The following is a 17,035-nucleotide window of genomic DNA, read 5'->3' as shown; positions in this document are numbered from 1 at the left end:
TGAGGTGAAAAGGAGGGAATAGATCATGATTGAAGGGATACTCACTGGGATCACCAGTATAATCCAGCCTATACATATCGTTTTTCTTCTGTTTGGATTGTTTATCGGTTTTTTAGGAGGTGCCACGCCAGGTATTAGTGGAACCATGCTGGTTATAATCCTCCTGCCGATCACGTATGGGCTGGACCCGACTCCTGCATTTCTATTATTAACCGCCATATATGCGACAGCCGTTTTTTCAGGATCAATCAGTGCGATTTTATTTAAAACCCCGGGGGCACCGGAATCGGTGGCGACAGTGTTCGACGGCTATCCTATGGCAAAGCGAGGAGAAGCAGGAAAGGCCCTCGGGGTTGCAATCCTCAGTTCCGCTGCAGGAGGTATTATCGGAACAATTATCTTAATTTTCTTAACACCGATGCTTGCCAGTTTTGCACTTGAGTTTTCGGCGCCTGAATTCTTTGCTCTGGCACTCCTAGGGTTAACGGTTGTAGCCTCACTTAGCGGAGGGGCGTTAATAAAAGGTCTGATCGGTGTTTTGTTCGGTCTTTTTATTGCAACGATTGGAAGAGATGTCATAACTGGAACGAACCGCTATACCTTTGATAATAACTATCTGCTGATGGGGATTGACTTTATCCCGGTTCTTATTGGTCTCTTCGCCATCGCCGAGGTTCTCAGGAAATTCCAGGAAATTGAACTGAACAAAAAAATCGGGAAAGTTATTACGAAACTGCCTGATTTGAAGTTATTTAAAAAGATATCAGGAGTCATCGGAAGGTCCTCGCTTCTCGGAATCTTTGTCGGGATTCTGCCGGGTGTGGGTGCGACCACAGCTTCGATGCTGAGCTACAGTGAGGCAGCAAGATGGTCAAAAAGAAAGGATAAGTTTGGGACGGGGATTCCTGAAGGTATTGCAGCACCTGAATCAGCAAACAACTCAGCTTCAATGGGAGCTATGGTGCCATTACTATCACTCGGTATTCCGGGAAGTGCTACCACGGCTGTCATACTGGGAGCGTTTATCCTTCATGGCATCCAGCCTGGACCGATGATGTTTACGGCGCAGAGTGATCTTGTTTATACCATTTTTATCGGACTTCTTCTAGTGAATGTATTAATTATTTTCCTGTCGGTTCCGTTTATTAAAATGTTCTCTCAGATCGTAAAGATCCCTTATATGGTGATCGGCCCGCTGATCATTGTGTTCTGTGTAATCGGAACATATGCGGTGCGAAACAGTATGTTTGATGTATGGATTATGCTTGGGTTTGGTCTCCTTGGTTATTTCTTTGATAAAGCAAAATTCCCGCTGGCTCCAGTGATTCTTGGTGTTGTACTAGGACCTCTCGCTGAAGAAAACTTCCGCAGAGCGCTTCTCATGGGGAACAACGATTTTTCTATCTTCTTTACGAGACCAATCAGCCTGACGCTGGTTTCACTCGCTGTCATCAGCCTGCTGTTCCCGCTCGTAAAAGGGTATTTTGACAAGAAAAAAAGACGGTTTGATAAAGCAGCTTAACAATTAAACTATGAAAATGGAGATGATAAAACATGATTCACGAATTTGAAGGAGTTACACCAGACGTCCACGATTCCGTTTATCAGGCCCCAAACACTCATATAATCGGTGATGTAACTGTGGATGCAGACGTCTCGATCTGGTTCAACACAACGATTAGAGGCGAAAATGATTCCATTAAAATCGGGAGAGGCTCCAATGTCCAGGAAGGGACGATGATTCACGTCGATGAAGGTTTTCCTGTCACAATCGGAAAAAACGTCACCATCGGCCATAACTGTGTCGTTCACGGATGTAAGATTGAGGACGGGGCGCTGATTGGCATGGGCGCGATTATTCTGAACGGCGCTCATATTAAAAGCGGTGCGGTAATTGCGGCTGGAGCAGTTGTAGGTGAAAACAAAGTCATTGAAGAGGACATGCTTGCTGCAGGTGTTCCTGCGAAACCATTGAAGCAGGTAAAAGAGGAGTTAAAAGAACGAATCCTGGACGGGGCAAAGTTTTATCAGAACAATGGTAAGCGTTTTCGTGAAGCAGGAATTGTAAGTGGCAACGAATAACGGACGATAAGTCGCCACCGCTTTATAAATGTTTGGATTATAAAAAATTATAGTAGGGAGAGATCAAAATGTCTGTTGATAGTGACGTTAAAAAATCCGGGTGTGTGGAACTCGAACGTTTCGGAGCCGTTATTCAATTGACGCTCTCAAGACCGGATGCATTAAATGCCATGACATGGGCCATGTATGAACAGCTTGAAGATCATTTAACGGAATTGGCAGAAGATGAGACTGTCCGGGTGGTGGTCATCCGGGGGGCAGGAGATCAGGCGCTGGCAGCTGGAACCGACATCAGCCAGTTTAAAAATTTCACCGGGAGTGATGGGATAGATTATGAAAACAGAATAAACAAGGTAGTGAACAAGCTGGCTGAATTTCCGAAACCGACTATTGCAGCTGTTCATGGCTATGCGGTCGGAGGGGGCATGATTATTTCCACTGCCTGTGATCTGCGCTATGCTACCCCTAATGCCAAATTCGGTGCACCGATGGCCAGAACGCTGGGCAACTGTTTAAGTATGGATAACTACAAGAGACTGGAAGCAGAGCTAGGCGCTATGCGGACAAAAGAGCTTCTTTATACTGCCCGGGTCATTTCTGCGGAAGAGGCTGCATCCCTCGGTTTCTTAACCGGCACATTTGAAACTGAAGGGTTCTTTGAAAATGTTCTTGAGGTTGCACACAAAATCAGCAAAAACGCGCCATTAACTGTAGATACAACCAAGGATGCCTTAACCAGAATTTATAAGGATGACGTTACCGGGCTTGAATTTGATCAAGTGATCGCTAAAGTTTACGGGAGCGAAGATTTTAAAGAAGGTGTGACAGCCTATCTTGAGAAACGGCGTCCTGTATGGGAGGGAAAATAAACATACCTTGGATGTACTATAAAAAAGGTGACGGGATTTACGTCATCTTTTTTTGTACCTACCGAAGGAGATTTAACGGAGGGAGAGAGTTGGATGAAAGTTGTTATTGCACCTGATTCTTTTAAAGAAAGTTTGTCTGCCTCAGAGGTAGCTGATGCAATTGAGGCAGGGTTCAAACAGGTTTTTCCTGATGCGTCATATTTAAAAATTCCTATGGCTGACGGGGGAGAGGGAACTGTTTATGCCCTTGTATATGCGACAGGGGGAGAAATCATTGAAAAAACGGTTAAAGGGCCGTTAGGAAAGCCCGTCAACGCATCTTTCGGTTTACTGGGAGACAAGAAAACAGCTGTCATTGAAATGTCGGCTGCCTCGGGGCTTCATCACGTTCCCCCCGAATTACGTAATCCGCTAATTACGACTACTTGGGGAACAGGGGAACTACTTTTGGCGGCACTTGACCACGGAGCCGAAAAAATTATCATCGGAATCGGAGGCAGTGCTACAAACGACGGCGGTGCCGGCATGATTCAGGCTCTGGGTGGAGAACTTCTTGATCATAGCGGGCATCAGATCGAACCTGGAGGAGGACAGTTACAAGATCTCGTTTCCGCAGATCTTTCCGTCGTTGATGAGCGTATGAAACACGTAAAGCTTGAGGTTGCCTGTGATGTGGATATCCCGCTCACCGGAAGTAACGGAGCATCCGCTATTTTCGGGCCGCAAAAAGGAGCCAGTCCTGACATTATTGAGGTTCTGGATAAAAACTTGAAGCATTATGCAGAAGTTATGGAAACACCAGTCCAAAAAGAAATTCGGAATACACCCGGGGCAGGAGCTGCGGGAGGGCTAGGTTTCGGATTACTTTCCGCCTTTTCTGCCGAATTGAAAAGTGGCGTTAAGATCATACTCGAAGCTGTGCAATTTGAAAGTCAGATAAAAGACGCCTCACTTGTCATTACCGGCGAGGGGAAAATTGACCATCAATCTATACATGGGAAAACCCCGGTGGGGATTGCCGAACTGGCAAAAAAACACGGTATTCCTGTGGTTGGAATGGCCGGTTCGATCTCTCAGGACAGTGAAGTAGTCTATGACTATGGAATTGACTGCCTATATAGTGTTGTACCCGGAGCTGTACCGCTGGCTGATGCACTGGAAAATGCGGCAGCGTATACGACAGTGACAGCCAGAAATTTAGCAAAAACTATCGCGTTTGCAGGAGGAATGCAGACTGGCAGAAAAAGATTGTGATCGAGAACTGACAAGGGGGGGATAAGAATGCTGGAAGGAAAGGTAAAAAAGAAGCTGGTTGCTGTTGTCGGCAAAGACCGATTTTTAGATACAGAAGAGCAGCGTATTGTTTATTCTTATGACGGAACGCCCGGTTTTCAGGCAGAGCCTGATGGCATTATACGGCCAGCTTCAACCAAAGAAATACAAGAGATTGTCCGTATTTGTGCTGCACATCAGATCCCGATCGTACCGAGAGGATCAGGTACGAACCTGTGCGCTGGAACAACGCCCACGCACGGCGGCCTGGTGATGCTCTTTTCCCATATGAATCAGATCCTGGAAGTGGATATGAATAATTTAACAATGACGGTGCAGCCGGGCGTAACAACGCTCGATATTGTATACCGCGCAGAGGAGGCAGGTCTTTTTTATCCGCCGGATCCAAGTTCCATGAAGATCTCTACTATTGGCGGGAACATCAATGAAAATTCGGGTGGACTGAGGGGCCTGAAGTACGGTGTAACAAAAGACTACGTTATGGGAATAGAATTTGTCCTTGCAAACGGTGAAGCGATCCGTACAGGAGGGAAACTGGCAAAAGATGTCGCCGGGTACGATTTAACGAAACTGATGACCGGAGCAGAGGGTACGCTGGGAATCATAACGGAAGCTACCCTGAAGCTTGTCCCGAAGCCGGACAAAAAAGAAACGATGCTTGCTCTTTTTCCTGACATGGAATCATCAGCGAGAGCTGTCTCGTCCATAATAGCTGCAAAAATAATTCCTGCTACGCTGGAATTTCTAGATCAGCCGACTCTGGAAGTCGTAGAAGAGTTCAGTCAGATTGGGCTTCCAACGTCAGCAGGCGCTGTCCTGCTTATGGAGCAGGATGGAAAGTCCCATTTAGTGTCTGAAGATATGGAACAGATGAGGGTGATATGTGAAAAAGAAGGAGCCATATCGGTAGAAAAAGCCCAAAACGAAGCAGAATCTCTTGCCCTTACAGAAGCGAGACGTTCTGCTCTGACTGCTCTGGCACGCCGTCGGCCGACGACAATGTTGGAAGATGCGACGGTCCCAAGGTCCAGGCTGGCGGAAATGGTCCGTTTTATTGAAGCTACAGCGAAGAAATATGACGTGGAAATCTGTACATTCGGTCATGCAGGTGACGGCAATCTTCATCCAACGTGTATGACAGACGTCCGTGATGATGAGGAAATGCACCGGGTCGAAGAGGCATTTGCCGAGATTTTTTCCAAGGCCATTGATCTTGGGGGAACCATTACAGGCGAACACGGTGTCGGAGAAATGAAGTCACCTTACCTTTCTTGGAAACTGGGTGAAGCAGGAGTAGATGCCATGCGGGCGATAAAGACCGCACTTGACCCGCAGAATATTATGAACCCTGGAAAAATGTTTGCTAAGGAAGCAAGAAAACGGATCACGGTGGGAGGTGCTGCAAGTGAGGAAGTCAAGAGTACAGAAAGCGTTTAAGGAAAAAGTCGATTACGAGGAACTGATGAACTGTACACGGTGCGGATTCTGTCTGCCTTCCTGCCCAACATATATTCAGACCGGGGGAAATGAAGCGAGTTCCCCGCGGGGAAGAATAGCCCTTATGAAATCCGTGGTCGAAGGAAGAAAGAATCCCGACGCCGAAGTAGAAGCCCAGTTGAATGAATGTTTAGGCTGTCGGGCATGCGAACCAGCCTGTCCTTCTGGCGTGAATTACGGTCATCTGCTGGAACAGGCACGAGCGGTGATTAATGAGCATAAATCCTACTCATTTCCGGTGAAAGTTTTAAGAAAAGCCACGTTTGACTGGCTGTTCATGTCCCATAACCGGATGGAAAAACTGCATAGTCTGAGGTATATGTACGAAAAAACAAACGTACAGAAAGTGATGAGAAAAGTCAAAGTTTTTAAATTGTTTCCAGGTGAAGTCGAGACAATGGAAAAGGTTGTGCCGGCAGCCTTGCCGCCTTCTCAGGTAAAAGAGTACGACGAATTTGAATTTGCAGACAAGCCTTCAGTAAGACGAGTCGCTTTTTTCCGGGGCTGTCTGATGAGCACCATGTTTGCAGAGACAAACGAATCAACCCGCTTTTTATTGAAACAGGCGGGTTGTGATATTGTGACACCGAAAATGCAGGAATGCTGCGGAGCCCTACATGCCCACGGTGGCGAAACAGATAAGGCAAAGCTACTCGCAAAAAAAAATATTGAAGCCTTTGAAAAGGCGGAAGTCGATGTAATTGTGTCCAATGCTGGTGGATGTGGCGCAGGTCTTAATGAATATCCGTTTCTCCTTAGAGACGAGCCTGAATGGGCAGAGCGGGCGAAACGGTTCGCGGATAAATCGATGGACATCAGCACACTACTGGCAAAGCTGGAGCTGCCGCCGATGGAACTTGATTCACAGCTTGTTACTTATCAGCCATCGTGCCACCTAAACAATGTGATGAAAGAAAAAGGAAACGTCGAAAAACTTCTCGGAAAAATTGAAGGGGTCGAGTATGTCGCAATGAGAGATAAAGAACAGTGCTGTGGTTCGGCCGGAATATACAATCTTGTTCAGCCGAAGATGGCGATGAAGATTCTCGATAAGAAAATGAGTGATGTAAAGGCGACCAAAGCGTCCAGGATCGTCACTTCCAATCCAGGGTGTCTGTTGCAAATGAAAGCCGGTGTGGAGAGGGAAAAACTAACGGATGAGGTACAGGCGGTACACATTGTCGACCTACTTGCAGAAGCGGTAAGAAAAGGGATTAAAGCAGAAGTTTATTAGAGAAATGTATGTAAACAACCTTCGGTAGAATCCGGAGGTTGTTTTTGGGCGTGGGAGGGGTGGTGGATAGAAAAGTGGGCTTCAATTTAATAGAAATTTAGGCGTGTTAGCTGGTCTGAACCTTTACTTTGGGGGGTCCGGCTCCTCTTGGAGGAGGTCTTGCTTGATACTTTCTGGAGCGGTGGTAAGTCTCTAAACCTTTTAAATTACGGATGATCGAGTTAGATCATTATAACTCTCATCTAACTAAGGAAAAGTGGTCAACGTAAAGAGTCCAGACAGGCTAAGAACAAAAAGGTTCTCCTGCTTATTGTTCCCTATGTTATAAAAAGATTAAGAGAAAATACATATATTTCGTCAGGTGCGCCTTATGCAGAGAAAAGAGCTTTTCGAAAGTCATCGTCAAGTTGAATCTATACATTTCATTAAATGAGTTTTAAACTACGAAAATAGCTATAGCCCTTCAATCCAGGGCTATAACCGCTTCATTTAATTCTGCCTGACGAGGAGTGACGGTATTATTATTGACGCGTTTCTTCCTTACTAACTCCCAACTCCCCACAAAGAGCTGCTTCATAACATCCACGAATGTCTTCCAGCGAATATGGTTTTGGACTTCTTGCAAGGAGTCGTGTTTGACCGCTTGCCGCTTCAGCAAGTGTATCAAGATCGTTTTCTGTTACGCCAAACGCTTGAAGAGTGGCAGGAATCTCCACATCCTTGACGAGGTCTCTGAGCTCACAAACAGCGGCTTTTGCTGCTTCAACATCTGTGGCTCCGTCTTCTAATACTCCAAGGGCTTCTGCCATCAACCGCATTTTTGGCAGGGCGTGCGGCCAGACGAAATCGAAAATATAAGGGAGGAGGACCGCATTTGCTTCTCCGTGGGGTACCTTGAACATGCCTCCAAGCGGGTAAGCGAGAGCATGCACCCCGGAAACGCCGGCGTTATAAAAACTGAGTCCCGCGATCATGCTTCCCCACGCCATATTGTCACGTGCCTCGTTATTTGTTCCATCTTTGACAGCGGTACGGATGCTTCCGGAAATTCTGCGGATTGCTTCTACTGCAAGGGCGTCTGTCAGTGGTGTGGCGTTAACTGAAATCAGCGCCTCTACTGCGTGGGTTAAGGCATCCACACCGGTTGCTGCCGTAATTTTTGCTGGAACAGTATACGTTAATTCAGGATCAACAACCGCTACATCAGCGAGCAAATATTCATGAGTCAATACGTCTTTTGTTTGCTCTAAGGAGAAAACAGAGATATCGGTAATTTCTGCACCGGTGCCTGCTGTCGTTGGAATTAAGATTTTCGGAATACCTTTACTTGTAAAGGCGCGGGTACCACTGAGGTTTAAATAATCCCTGATCGATCCTTCGTTACCTTGCATAACAGCTGCCGCTTTAGCAATATCAAGGGAGCTGCCTCCGCCGATCCCGATAACGAGATCCGTATTTTCTGCTTTCACGGCGTTTACAGCAGCATCACCGATGGCTACCGGTGGTTCCGGTTCCAGTTTGTCGTATAGATGATAGGCAATTCCGGCTTGGTCAAGCAGGTCAGTCAGTTTTGCAGAAATACCTGCCGCTACAACGCCGGGGTCTGCAAACACGAGCACTTTTTTGGCTGAAAATTTCTCCAGGAGAGAAGGGACGCGTTGCAGCGCATTCTCTCCGGCTTCAATTCTAATGGGTGATACAAATGGGAAAGCCATGTAACAACATCCTCCAGTATGTTAGACAGTTTTCACTGATTTTTCTTTAGAATATGGGTTATTCGTTTTTTGGGAAGTGAATATCGTAACGACATACATCGTACTCATTCCTATTAAAACACCTAAACCTGATGCACCGAACGGATTATCAAAGTTAAAACCGAACGGAAGGTAAATGATCCAGTAAGAGACCGTTCCGGCAATCAGGGAACTGATCGCTGCTGTTTTTGTAGCACGCTTCCACAGAGCGCCTACGACAAGGGGTCCTGCAGTGGCTGCCATGATCCCGCCAATTCCAATCCACATTGACACGGCAAGGTACTCCGGTGGTGACCAGGCAATCAGAACAGCGGCAATAATGACGATAAAGGTGCTGTAACGGCTGATAAGCATTTCATTTCGTTCTGCTGTTTCTTTTGTAATGTTGATGCGCGGCACGATCGACTTACGGTATAAGTCGTTTGCTAAAAGCTGGGTTAACGAGACAATCAAACCATCTGAAGTCGACATAATCGCTGATAATACTGCTACCGCAAAGAAGGCCGCGATGATTGGTGGAAACAGCTCACTAAACAACACAGGGATAATCTGGTCCGGACTGATACCGGCATCCGCACCAACAACCGCAATGCCTAGCATACCGCCTAAAGCCATAAGTGGGAGAATTGTTGCAATGATTGTACAGTACATGATGAGCTTCTTTAGATCTTTTCCGGATTTTACCGCCATAAATTTATTTCCTAAGTGGGGCAGGACCGCAAATGGTAAATGGGCGATAAATAACAGTCCGACAAGCCAGAGAGATCCATACGTATTATCTCCGGCAAGGAAGAGCTGGTTAAAACCACCTTCCGGACGCTCCTGGCTGATCGTATTAAGCATATCGCTAAATCCGCCACTCACGCCGAAGCTCGATAAAAATGAGACGAATACGACGGAGGCAATAATCACCATGAGGAACCCTTGAATCGCATCGGTAATAATATCGGAGTGAGATCCGCCCATAAACACATAGATGGCAAGGACAACTCCGGTAATAATAAGTCCGGTGCTGTAGTTAATTCCCATCATTGTTTGAAACATTGTCGCTGCTGCCACAAACTGTGAGACAACGTAGAAAATAAGTAAAATAGAAATAACCGTTAAGCAAAGGCGAAGAAAATCACTATTAAATCGCTCTCCGATGAATTCTGGAATCGTTCTCGTACCAAACTGGTCGCCGTAGCGTTTAATTACCTTAGCTACGAACAACATCCCGATAACAGTAGCGATTGGATATAAGAGCGGGTACCAAAGAGACGGGGTACCAAGAGAATAAGCAAGCCCAGGCATCCCCATAAAAGTGGACCCACTAGAGATTCCAGCTGCAATGACAAGTGCGATAACGAATGGACCGTAGCTGGAACGGGCAGTAGCGAAATCTTCCGGTGTTTTAGTACGTCTCATACCAACCCAGCCCATTCCAAGCATAAGGAAAATGAATAGTGCCATAAAGATCCATGAGTACATGATAATTGTCGAATCCATGTTTAACCCTCCTTTTATTCTTCTTCATCCATGAGTTTTGTTTTAAACAAGATAAGTGCCATTCCGATCCACGTGCCGATGATCAACACTCCCATGATCGCAAGCATATTCATGAAATTACCTCCTCTACTTCAATAAGTGTGTGTTCAAAAAGAGCTTAGAAGATCGAGGTGCGGCCGGTTAAGAGTATCACTTCCAAGCCTGTAGCGACGAGCGTTACATTACTGCAGTGCTATTTTTTGCAGGGAAGAGACATATTTTTAGTACGTGAGGACTTTGGAACCGACACAACGAAAAGTTGCAGCAGCTCTTTTTACTGGACTTTTTGAACATCCTCTATAAAGGTTTCTATTTCAGGATATTTTTTTAACAGATCGTCGTATTGAGACACCGGTTCATGCAAGTACGTTCTGTCTTTTTTTAGCCAGCGTGATGGCCGTACAAAATATTCATAAGGGACGTAGATTTCGACTGTCGAGTGGTGTTCAAATTTCGGCACTTTCCACGACCGTGCTTTATGCATATAGTAACGACGCAGCATTTCGTATGCTTCCTCTTCTGCATCCTGTAATGACAAAACGGCAGGCAGCACCTCTTTTGGTAACGCTTCCAATTTTGAAGTAGAAGGAGTGGTTGCAAAACCAGTTCCTCCTTTGACAAGGTTTGTCATCAGCGCTACTTTTTCACTCCGGTCTCCAAACACAGAACGGTACTCCGCTGTCCAGGTCGTTAACAAGTGAGGATAATAAACTTTTTGTCTTTGCGGCGTTGGTGTATAGTTGATAACTTGAATTTCCATGACGGTTCCCCCAGTTTAAGAAAAGTTTAAGCTGATCATTTTTAATTCAGCCATCTCTTTTACTGCATATTTCACTCCTTCACGACCATAACCGGATTGCTTTACTCCTCCATACGGCATGTGATCAAAGCGAAGGGTCGGTACATCATTGACAAGTACTTGACCAACTTCAAGTTGATGGGCTAACTTCAGCGCCTGCTGCAGATTATTCGTAAAGACGCCTGCATTTAGTCCATAGTCACTGTCATTCATCGCATTCAGTGCTTCATCAGCATTTTTGACCTCGTTAATCAACACGACCGGGCCGAAAACCTCCTGACAGGAGACATTGACATCCCGCGGAACGTTTGTCAGTACAGTTGGTAGCACCCCGTTTCCTTCCGCTTTTCCACCAGTAAGTACTTTTGCACCTTTTTCGTGAGCTTCTTCGATCCATTGCAGCACCCGAACCCTGGAGTCCTGATTAATGAGACTGGAAACGTCTGTCTCCTCTGATTCCGGAGCTCCAAACTGAAGTTTGCTCGTTTGTTCAATGAATGCTTTTGTAAATTTCTCGATCTGACTTTCATGAACGTAAATGCGCTGGGTACTTAAGCAAACTTGACCGTTGTAAGCAAAGGCACCTTGAACCGCTTTTGTGGCAACGGCTTCAATATCCTGGACTGATTCATCCACGTACATGGCAGAGTTACTACCAAGTTCAAGGGTGATTTTCTTGAGGCCCGCCTGATTTTTAAGGAGCTTCCCGACTCGGGGACTTCCGGTAAATGAGATTTTTTTCACACGGTCATCTGAAAGCATCACTTCACCAAGAGGAGGGCCCTCCCCTGGTACTACGGCAATGGCACCAGCAGGTAAACCTGCTCTCGTTAATAAGTCTGCTAAATACAGACTGGAGAGAGGGGTTTGTTCTGCCGGTTTAATGACAATGGTATTCCCTGCAGCGATTGCCGGACCGACTTTATGAACCGTCAAATTCAGAGGGAAGTTGAACGGAGTAATAGCAGCTACAACCCCGATCGGTTCATAAATCGTGTACGCATCGCGGCCTTCTCCGCCCGCTGCGGCATCCAGTGATAAATACTCTCCATCCAGGCGTTTTGTTTCTTCACCTGAAAATTGCAAAGTTTGCACGGTGCGATCGACTTCACTGCGAGCGGCTTTAATCGGCTTACATGCTTCTTGGCTAATGATTTTTGCTGCCTGTTCCTTTTCGTCTTCAAGCAGTTTCGCCGCCTGAAATAGAATCTGTGCCCGCTCACTTTTTGAAAGATTTTTAACCGTTGGGAAGGCTTCATGAGCAGAGGCGATGGCCGCTGTCATCATCTCTTTTGTGCCTTCTGCTACATGAGCAAGTATTTCGCCGGAATGAGGGTGATTGACTTGATACGTTTGTTCTGCCTTTTGTTCTGTACCTTCGAAAAACCAGCCTCTTGTTTCGGTTGCCGTTGTCATACTTTTCGACCTCCAGTTTAATTATTAATTTTTGTTATGAATACGTATTCAATAAATGATGAAAGAAGAGAGCCATAATCAGGCTCTTATCTCATTTTGGTTTTGTTGTGTTTCGTTCAAATAAAGTCGGTTCCAGCGTTATCTGTACATCTTCTTCCGTTTGCCGCTCGATCATATCGATTAAATGTTCTACTCCAAGTAATCCAAGGTTTTTAGGTCCTTTATGTCCAATCGATGTAAGTTGGAATGATCGATGACTGGCTAAACTGACATTATCCATACCGCATATACTGATATCATCAGGAATGATATAGCCAGCTTCCTGCAATTTATCCACGGCGAAAAATGCAATCGAGTCAGTCGCTGCAAAAATTGCAGTTGGTCTGTGTTTTCGGCTCATCAAATCGAGTACCGCCTGATGAATGGCTGCTTCAGTCGTATTCGTTTCAATGATCATTTCTGGAGGGAACTTTTCACCTGTTCTTTTTTCAAACTCGGCAGTAAAACCCAGCTTGCGTCCATGGAAGGTAGATGTGTGATTAGGACCGCTGAGTAAGCCGAGAGAGGTGTGCCCGAGATCTAGTAAATGAGATGCGGCCAAAGCTCCTGACATCTCATTATTGATTTCCACATAGTTTCCTCCGTCATTGTGCTTGCGGTTGTACATCACGATTGGGATGTTCAAACCCTTTAATTCCTCAAAAATCGGATCTTCACGAAAAATCGATGATAATAATATTCCATCTACCCGCGCTGACAAGACAGCATCATAAATCGGTTTATTCTCATCGGTGTGCTCAAAAAATACCATCGTCCGGTATCCCCTTGCTTCCGCATAATTCACAATCGATGTCGTTGTCTCGACAAAGAAAGGGTTGTGTAACGGCCCGGAAATGAGTGCGATCGTTTTTGTCTGATTGCTCACTAAAGACCTTGCTACAGAATTAGGACGGTAATGAAGGACTTTCATCGCATCTTGTACTTTACGAACGTTCTCTGCATTTACTTTGGACGGATCGTTAAGCACACGCGATACGGTAGATTGAGAAACTCCTGCATGCTTTGCCACATCCTTAGATGACACCATATGTTATCTCACCTCTAAAGCTGCTACCTGATTATCTAAGTGAAGTGAATACGTAATCAGGAAGTTGTTTTTAATGGTAAAACGCTTTCATCATAAAGTCAACCATTATACTAATTTTCTGACTTTAGGTATTTTAATATGAAAGCAAGCACCTTTTCTTATGATATCTCACTTCACCTATTTGTGAAAGCCTGCTTCCAGTACTGTTCCATAAAAGGTCATCCTTAAGATTAAATTAGAAAAAGTTTAGAGAATAATTAATCCTGTAATTTATGACAAACTATTTTGAGATTTTAAAAATTAACCGTTTACAAATAAAGGGCCTTCCTTTTATACTGAATACGTATTCAATAAATTTCGCTTTTAGAAGGAGTGTATATGTTTTATGGCAACTTTTCTTAAGCAGGGTAAGACTGACCAGGAAAAATTGGAGGCAGATACAAAGGTACAAGAGGCTGTAAACGGCATTATTAAAGACGTGGAGGAACGCGGTGATCAGGCTGTTCGTGAGCTTTCTGAGAAGTTTGATAAGTGGTCTCCGGAAAGTTTCCGTCTTTCAGAAGAGGAGATTGAAAATGCGATTGCAGGACTACCAGATCAGGTGATCGAAGATATTAAATTCGCTCAGGAACAGATTCAGAATTTTGCCCAGCATCAAAGAGACTCGATTCAGGATATTGAAGTCGAAACCCGCCCAGGCGTATTCCTCGGGCATAAAAATATTCCTGTTAACAGGGTCGGCTGCTACATTCCCGGAGGACGCTATCCGATGGTTGCTTCATCACACATGAGTATTCTTACTGCCAAGGTAGCAGGGGTAGACCGTGTCATTGCCTGTACACCTCCTTCTAATGGAGAAATACCGGCAGCAACTGTAGCTGCCATGCATATGGCTGGAGCCGATGAAATTTATCTACTCGGCGGAGTTCAAGCTATGACAGCGATGGCGATTGGAACAGAAACAATCGATCCGGTCGATATGATTGTCGGCCCCGGTAATGCCTTCGTCGCTGAAGCTAAGCGCCAGCTTTACGGCCGTGTCGGAATCGACCTGTTAGCTGGACCAACGGAAACACTTGTTATTGCAGACGAAACAGCAGATGTTGAAATGATAGCAACAGATCTACTTGGTCAAGCAGAGCACGGCCCGACCTCTCCAGGAGCATTGATTACTACTTCACGTAACTTAGCGGATTCTTTGGAAGAGGAGATTGCCCGTCAGCTAAAAAACCTGTCTACAGCAGAAATAGCGGAGCAAGCATGGAGAGATAACGGCTCAATTATTCTTGTGGACAATATCGATGAAGCAGTAAAAGAAGCAGATAAATTAGCATACGAGCACGTAGAAATATTAACAGAAGATCCAAATTACTTCTTAGAAAACATGACAAACTTCGGTGCGCTATTCCTCGGTCCAGAAACCAATGTGGCGTACGGCGATAAAGTAATCGGCACAAACCATACCCTCCCGACGAAAGAAGCTGCGAGATATACCGGCGGCTTATGGGTCGGAAAGTTTTTGAAAAACTGCACATACCAGCGTGTAACAGAAGAAGCAAGCGTAGAAATCGGCAAATACGCGGAACGCTTATGCGACCTCGAAGGATTCATGGGCCATAAAGAACAAGCCTCCCTTCGCGTAAGACGCTATGAAAAAAAAGAAAGCAACGCAGTAAGATAACCAGGCAATGCGAAAAATATATCCTCAGGCTGTCCCCGATCTCGTTATATGAGCGGTGGGCAGCTTTTTTCGTTACCAATACGGTTGGGGCGTTGTGGGGGGAGGGAAGTTTATCAGCTTTTATTAACAACTTAAGTCGAATGAAAGGTTTTCTTGTCACCTCATGTATGGTTAATTAAACGTTTATTTAAAATCAGAGGGTTAGACAAGGAATGTGTGGAAGTGACAAGGTTAGCTATTTTGTCCGGGACATGGGGACAGGTCCCGTGTCCCGGGTGTACTTTAACCTGGATTCCCTAAATGTATAACGATAACTTCACCTTAAACCGCAGAAAAGCCTACTTATACAGTGGGTTTTCGTGGAAGCCGAGGGACGGTTCTTTAAGGGGACAATCGGAAGTTTTGCGTGAAAGAAGGCACAACTAGCGGATTTTATCTGCTCGTTGTGCCTTTATCTATTTATATATATTCCTAACTCGCAAAATTTTTGTTTGCACAAGAAGACGGTTCTTTTGCTTCCAGTGAGCCGATATCAAGAGGTACTCATTGAATTGTTTTGAGTTAGAAGCGGTAAGGGATAAATACAGGTATTGAGTATTATTCGATGTGGCGTGACTCAGTTAAGCGTGAAAAAACTTATGTTTAACTAAGTATAGGGGTATGTCAACACTAAACTGATTAACTTGTTATTCAATAGGTGTTAAGTAATCTAATGAACCATTAATTCGGTATCCCTTAAACAGATGATCCTATCCACTATAGTAAATACTGAAAAGTGTTCAATACTTTCGAGCAGAATGTGTTAACTCTAATCTAGCAGTTACAACAGTCCAAATTAACTTTCACATATGTGCAACAAGAGTCTTTACAAACTCATTGATAAGTTTAAACCTACGGGCTTTATTTTGAAAAGTTTTGTTCTTGACAAGTGAAGCTATTCTGCATTACTATATACCGGTAGTGAGTAATACTTAATACATGTGATACAGAGTACTGAAAAATAGTCTAATACAAATGGGGAGGGTGAAATTTGGAACATATCACAGAAATGCTGAAAGGGGTTCTTGAGGGTTGTGTACTTGAGGTCATCAGCCGCGGTGAAACTTACGGTTATGAAATCACGCAACAGCTGCGAGAACTGGGCTTCACTGATGTGGTCGAAGGCACAGTTTATACGATTACCATGCGGCTTGAGAAAAACAATCTGGTGGACATCAAGAAAAAGCCATCCACTAAGGGACCACCTAGAAAATTTTACACACTCAACGCAGCAGGTCAAGAACAGCTTAAAATTTTTTGGGGGAAATGGGAGTTCGTCTCAAGCAAAATTAACGAACTCAAAACTCAAAATAAATAAAAAGGAGAATTAATATGAGTCTTATTGAAAAAATTATTGGAAATCTGGATGACAAGCGGGAATGGAAGACAATGGAGGCGCGTGCGAAGGCACTTCCAAGTGAGTACCGCAACGCTTACAACGCTATAAAAAAATATATGTGGACCTCTGGTGGTCTCACCGACTGGAAGGATATCCGCCGTATCTTTGGCGGCATTCTCGATCTATTCGAGGAAGGTTCAGCGGAAAGTAAGAAAGTCATTGACCTCACGGGTGAGGACGTGGCCGCTTTTTGTGACGAACTAGTCAAGGATGCGAAAACTTGGCAGGACAAATATCGTGAAGATCTTAATCAGAGAATCAAAAGCGATTGGGAAAAATGAGGACTTATCGCGGCTAAAATTAACCAATTAAAAGAGGAGCGGTAAAACGTTTGACGATATAAAAAAATGGCAATAGG

At 44.9% G+C, this 17,035-nt stretch carries 14 protein-coding genes; 9 read left to right on the top strand and 5 right to left on the bottom strand.

Annotation, left to right across the window (positions count from 1 at the left end):
• Positions 1 to 25: 25 nt before the first annotated feature.
• The 6 genes from CDZ94_RS12200 (at position 26) to CDZ94_RS12175 (ending at position 6,975) form a co-directional block, all read left to right on the top strand.
• On the top strand, positions 26 to 1,522 hold the full coding sequence (locus CDZ94_RS12200; RefSeq protein WP_096437403.1) for a tripartite tricarboxylate transporter permease: 1,497 nt from the start codon (positions 26 to 28) through the stop codon (positions 1,520 to 1,522).
• A 32-nt stretch (positions 1,523 to 1,554) separates the two neighbouring features.
• Complete coding sequence (locus tag CDZ94_RS12195; RefSeq protein ID WP_096437401.1) at positions 1,555 to 2,082, top strand: gamma carbonic anhydrase family protein; 528 nt, start codon at positions 1,555 to 1,557, stop codon at positions 2,080 to 2,082.
• A 68-nt stretch (positions 2,083 to 2,150) separates the two neighbouring features.
• Positions 2,151 to 2,951 carry an enoyl-CoA hydratase gene (locus CDZ94_RS12190; protein WP_096437399.1) on the top strand — a complete coding sequence of 267 codons (801 nt, stop codon included), beginning with the start codon at positions 2,151 to 2,153 and terminating at the stop codon, positions 2,949 to 2,951.
• A gap of 93 nt (positions 2,952 to 3,044) precedes the next feature.
• Entirely contained in the window at positions 3,045 to 4,205 is a 1,161-nt protein-coding gene (locus tag CDZ94_RS12185; RefSeq protein ID WP_096437397.1) for a glycerate kinase, read from the top strand.
• 27 nt (positions 4,206 to 4,232) lie between these two features.
• Positions 4,233 to 5,681 carry an FAD-linked oxidase C-terminal domain-containing protein gene (locus tag CDZ94_RS12180; RefSeq protein ID WP_096437395.1) on the top strand — a complete coding sequence of 483 codons (1,449 nt, stop codon included), beginning with the start codon at positions 4,233 to 4,235 and terminating at the stop codon, positions 5,679 to 5,681.
• 25 nt (positions 5,682 to 5,706) lie between these two features.
• Positions 5,707 to 6,975 (top strand): (Fe-S)-binding protein, encoded by a 1,269-nt coding sequence (locus tag CDZ94_RS12175; RefSeq protein WP_096440817.1) that lies wholly within the window; start codon positions 5,707 to 5,709, stop codon positions 6,973 to 6,975.
• A 521-nt stretch (positions 6,976 to 7,496) separates the two neighbouring features.
• On the opposite strand, the gene CDZ94_RS12170 is transcribed toward CDZ94_RS12175, so the two are convergent.
• The 5 genes from CDZ94_RS12170 to CDZ94_RS12150 all read right to left on the bottom strand — a co-directional run bounded on the left by CDZ94_RS12170 (position 7,497) and on the right by CDZ94_RS12150 (position 13,558).
• Positions 7,497 to 8,690, bottom strand: a complete 1,194-nt coding sequence (locus CDZ94_RS12170; protein ID WP_096437394.1) for an iron-containing alcohol dehydrogenase — start codon at positions 8,688 to 8,690, stop codon at positions 7,497 to 7,499.
• 21 nt (positions 8,691 to 8,711) lie between these two features.
• Positions 8,712 to 10,217 carry a sodium:solute symporter family protein gene (locus tag CDZ94_RS12165; RefSeq protein ID WP_096437392.1) on the bottom strand — a complete coding sequence of 502 codons (1,506 nt, stop codon included), beginning with the start codon at positions 10,215 to 10,217 and terminating at the stop codon, positions 8,712 to 8,714.
• 313 nt (positions 10,218 to 10,530) lie between these two features.
• A complete protein-coding gene (locus CDZ94_RS12160) occupies positions 10,531 to 11,016 on the bottom strand; it encodes a hypothetical protein (RefSeq protein ID WP_096437390.1) in 486 nt (161 codons plus the stop codon).
• Between the two features lie 15 nt (positions 11,017 to 11,031).
• The gene (locus CDZ94_RS12155; protein WP_096437388.1) at positions 11,032 to 12,471 is read right to left on the bottom strand and encodes an aldehyde dehydrogenase family protein; all 1,440 of its coding nucleotides are present in this window, start codon (positions 12,469 to 12,471) and stop codon (positions 11,032 to 11,034) included.
• Between the two features lie 91 nt (positions 12,472 to 12,562).
• Positions 12,563 to 13,558, bottom strand: a complete 996-nt coding sequence (locus CDZ94_RS12150) for a LacI family DNA-binding transcriptional regulator (protein ID WP_096437386.1) — start codon at positions 13,556 to 13,558, stop codon at positions 12,563 to 12,565.
• A gap of 385 nt (positions 13,559 to 13,943) precedes the next feature.
• Here CDZ94_RS12150 and hisD point away from each other — a divergent pair, with 385 nt between their 5' ends.
• The 3 genes from hisD to CDZ94_RS12135 all read left to right on the top strand — a co-directional run bounded on the left by hisD (position 13,944) and on the right by CDZ94_RS12135 (position 16,958).
• A complete protein-coding gene (gene hisD, locus CDZ94_RS12145) occupies positions 13,944 to 15,239 on the top strand; it encodes a histidinol dehydrogenase (protein WP_096437384.1) in 1,296 nt (431 codons plus the stop codon).
• Between the two features lie 1,030 nt (positions 15,240 to 16,269).
• A complete protein-coding gene (locus CDZ94_RS12140; RefSeq protein ID WP_096437382.1) occupies positions 16,270 to 16,596 on the top strand; it encodes a PadR family transcriptional regulator in 327 nt (108 codons plus the stop codon).
• Positions 16,597 to 16,610: 14 nt separating this feature from the next.
• On the top strand, positions 16,611 to 16,958 hold the full coding sequence (locus CDZ94_RS12135) for a DUF1048 domain-containing protein (protein ID WP_096437381.1): 348 nt from the start codon (positions 16,611 to 16,613) through the stop codon (positions 16,956 to 16,958).
• Positions 16,959 to 17,035: the final 77 nt, after the last annotated feature.

The sequence above is a fragment of the Alteribacter populi genome, assembly GCF_002352765.1.
Classification (GTDB): Bacteria; Bacillota; Bacilli; order Bacillales; family Salisediminibacteriaceae; genus Alteribacter; species Alteribacter populi.
This window is presented reverse-complemented; position numbering and strand designations above follow the sequence as displayed.

What these genes read in the sequence shown, in the direction of transcription:
- CDZ94_RS12175 (WP_096440817.1), top strand. Translation starts at nt 5,707, where the DNA reads ATGAACTGTACACGGTGCGGATTCTGTCTGCCTTCCTGCCCAACATAT.
- CDZ94_RS12135 (WP_096437381.1), top strand. Translation starts at nt 16,611, where the DNA reads ATGAGTCTTATTGAAAAAATTATTGGAAATCTGGATGACAAGCGGGAA.
- CDZ94_RS12155 (WP_096437388.1), bottom strand. Translation starts at nt 12,471, where the DNA reads ATGACAACGGCAACCGAAACAAGAGGCTGGTTTTTCGAAGGTACAGAA.
- CDZ94_RS12180 (WP_096437395.1), top strand. Translation starts at nt 4,233, where the DNA reads ATGCTGGAAGGAAAGGTAAAAAAGAAGCTGGTTGCTGTTGTCGGCAAA.
- CDZ94_RS12195 (WP_096437401.1), top strand. Translation starts at nt 1,555, where the DNA reads ATGATTCACGAATTTGAAGGAGTTACACCAGACGTCCACGATTCCGTT.
- CDZ94_RS12165 (WP_096437392.1), bottom strand. Translation starts at nt 10,217, where the DNA reads ATGGATTCGACAATTATCATGTACTCATGGATCTTTATGGCACTATTC.
- CDZ94_RS12150 (WP_096437386.1), bottom strand. Translation starts at nt 13,558, where the DNA reads ATGGTGTCATCTAAGGATGTGGCAAAGCATGCAGGAGTTTCTCAATCT.
- CDZ94_RS12160 (WP_096437390.1), bottom strand. Translation starts at nt 11,016, where the DNA reads ATGGAAATTCAAGTTATCAACTATACACCAACGCCGCAAAGACAAAAA.
- CDZ94_RS12200 (WP_096437403.1), top strand. Translation starts at nt 26, where the DNA reads ATGATTGAAGGGATACTCACTGGGATCACCAGTATAATCCAGCCTATA.
- CDZ94_RS12185 (WP_096437397.1), top strand. Translation starts at nt 3,045, where the DNA reads ATGAAAGTTGTTATTGCACCTGATTCTTTTAAAGAAAGTTTGTCTGCC.
- CDZ94_RS12190 (WP_096437399.1), top strand. Translation starts at nt 2,151, where the DNA reads ATGTCTGTTGATAGTGACGTTAAAAAATCCGGGTGTGTGGAACTCGAA.
- CDZ94_RS12170 (WP_096437394.1), bottom strand. Translation starts at nt 8,690, where the DNA reads ATGGCTTTCCCATTTGTATCACCCATTAGAATTGAAGCCGGAGAGAAT.
- hisD (WP_096437384.1), top strand. Translation starts at nt 13,944, where the DNA reads ATGGCAACTTTTCTTAAGCAGGGTAAGACTGACCAGGAAAAATTGGAG.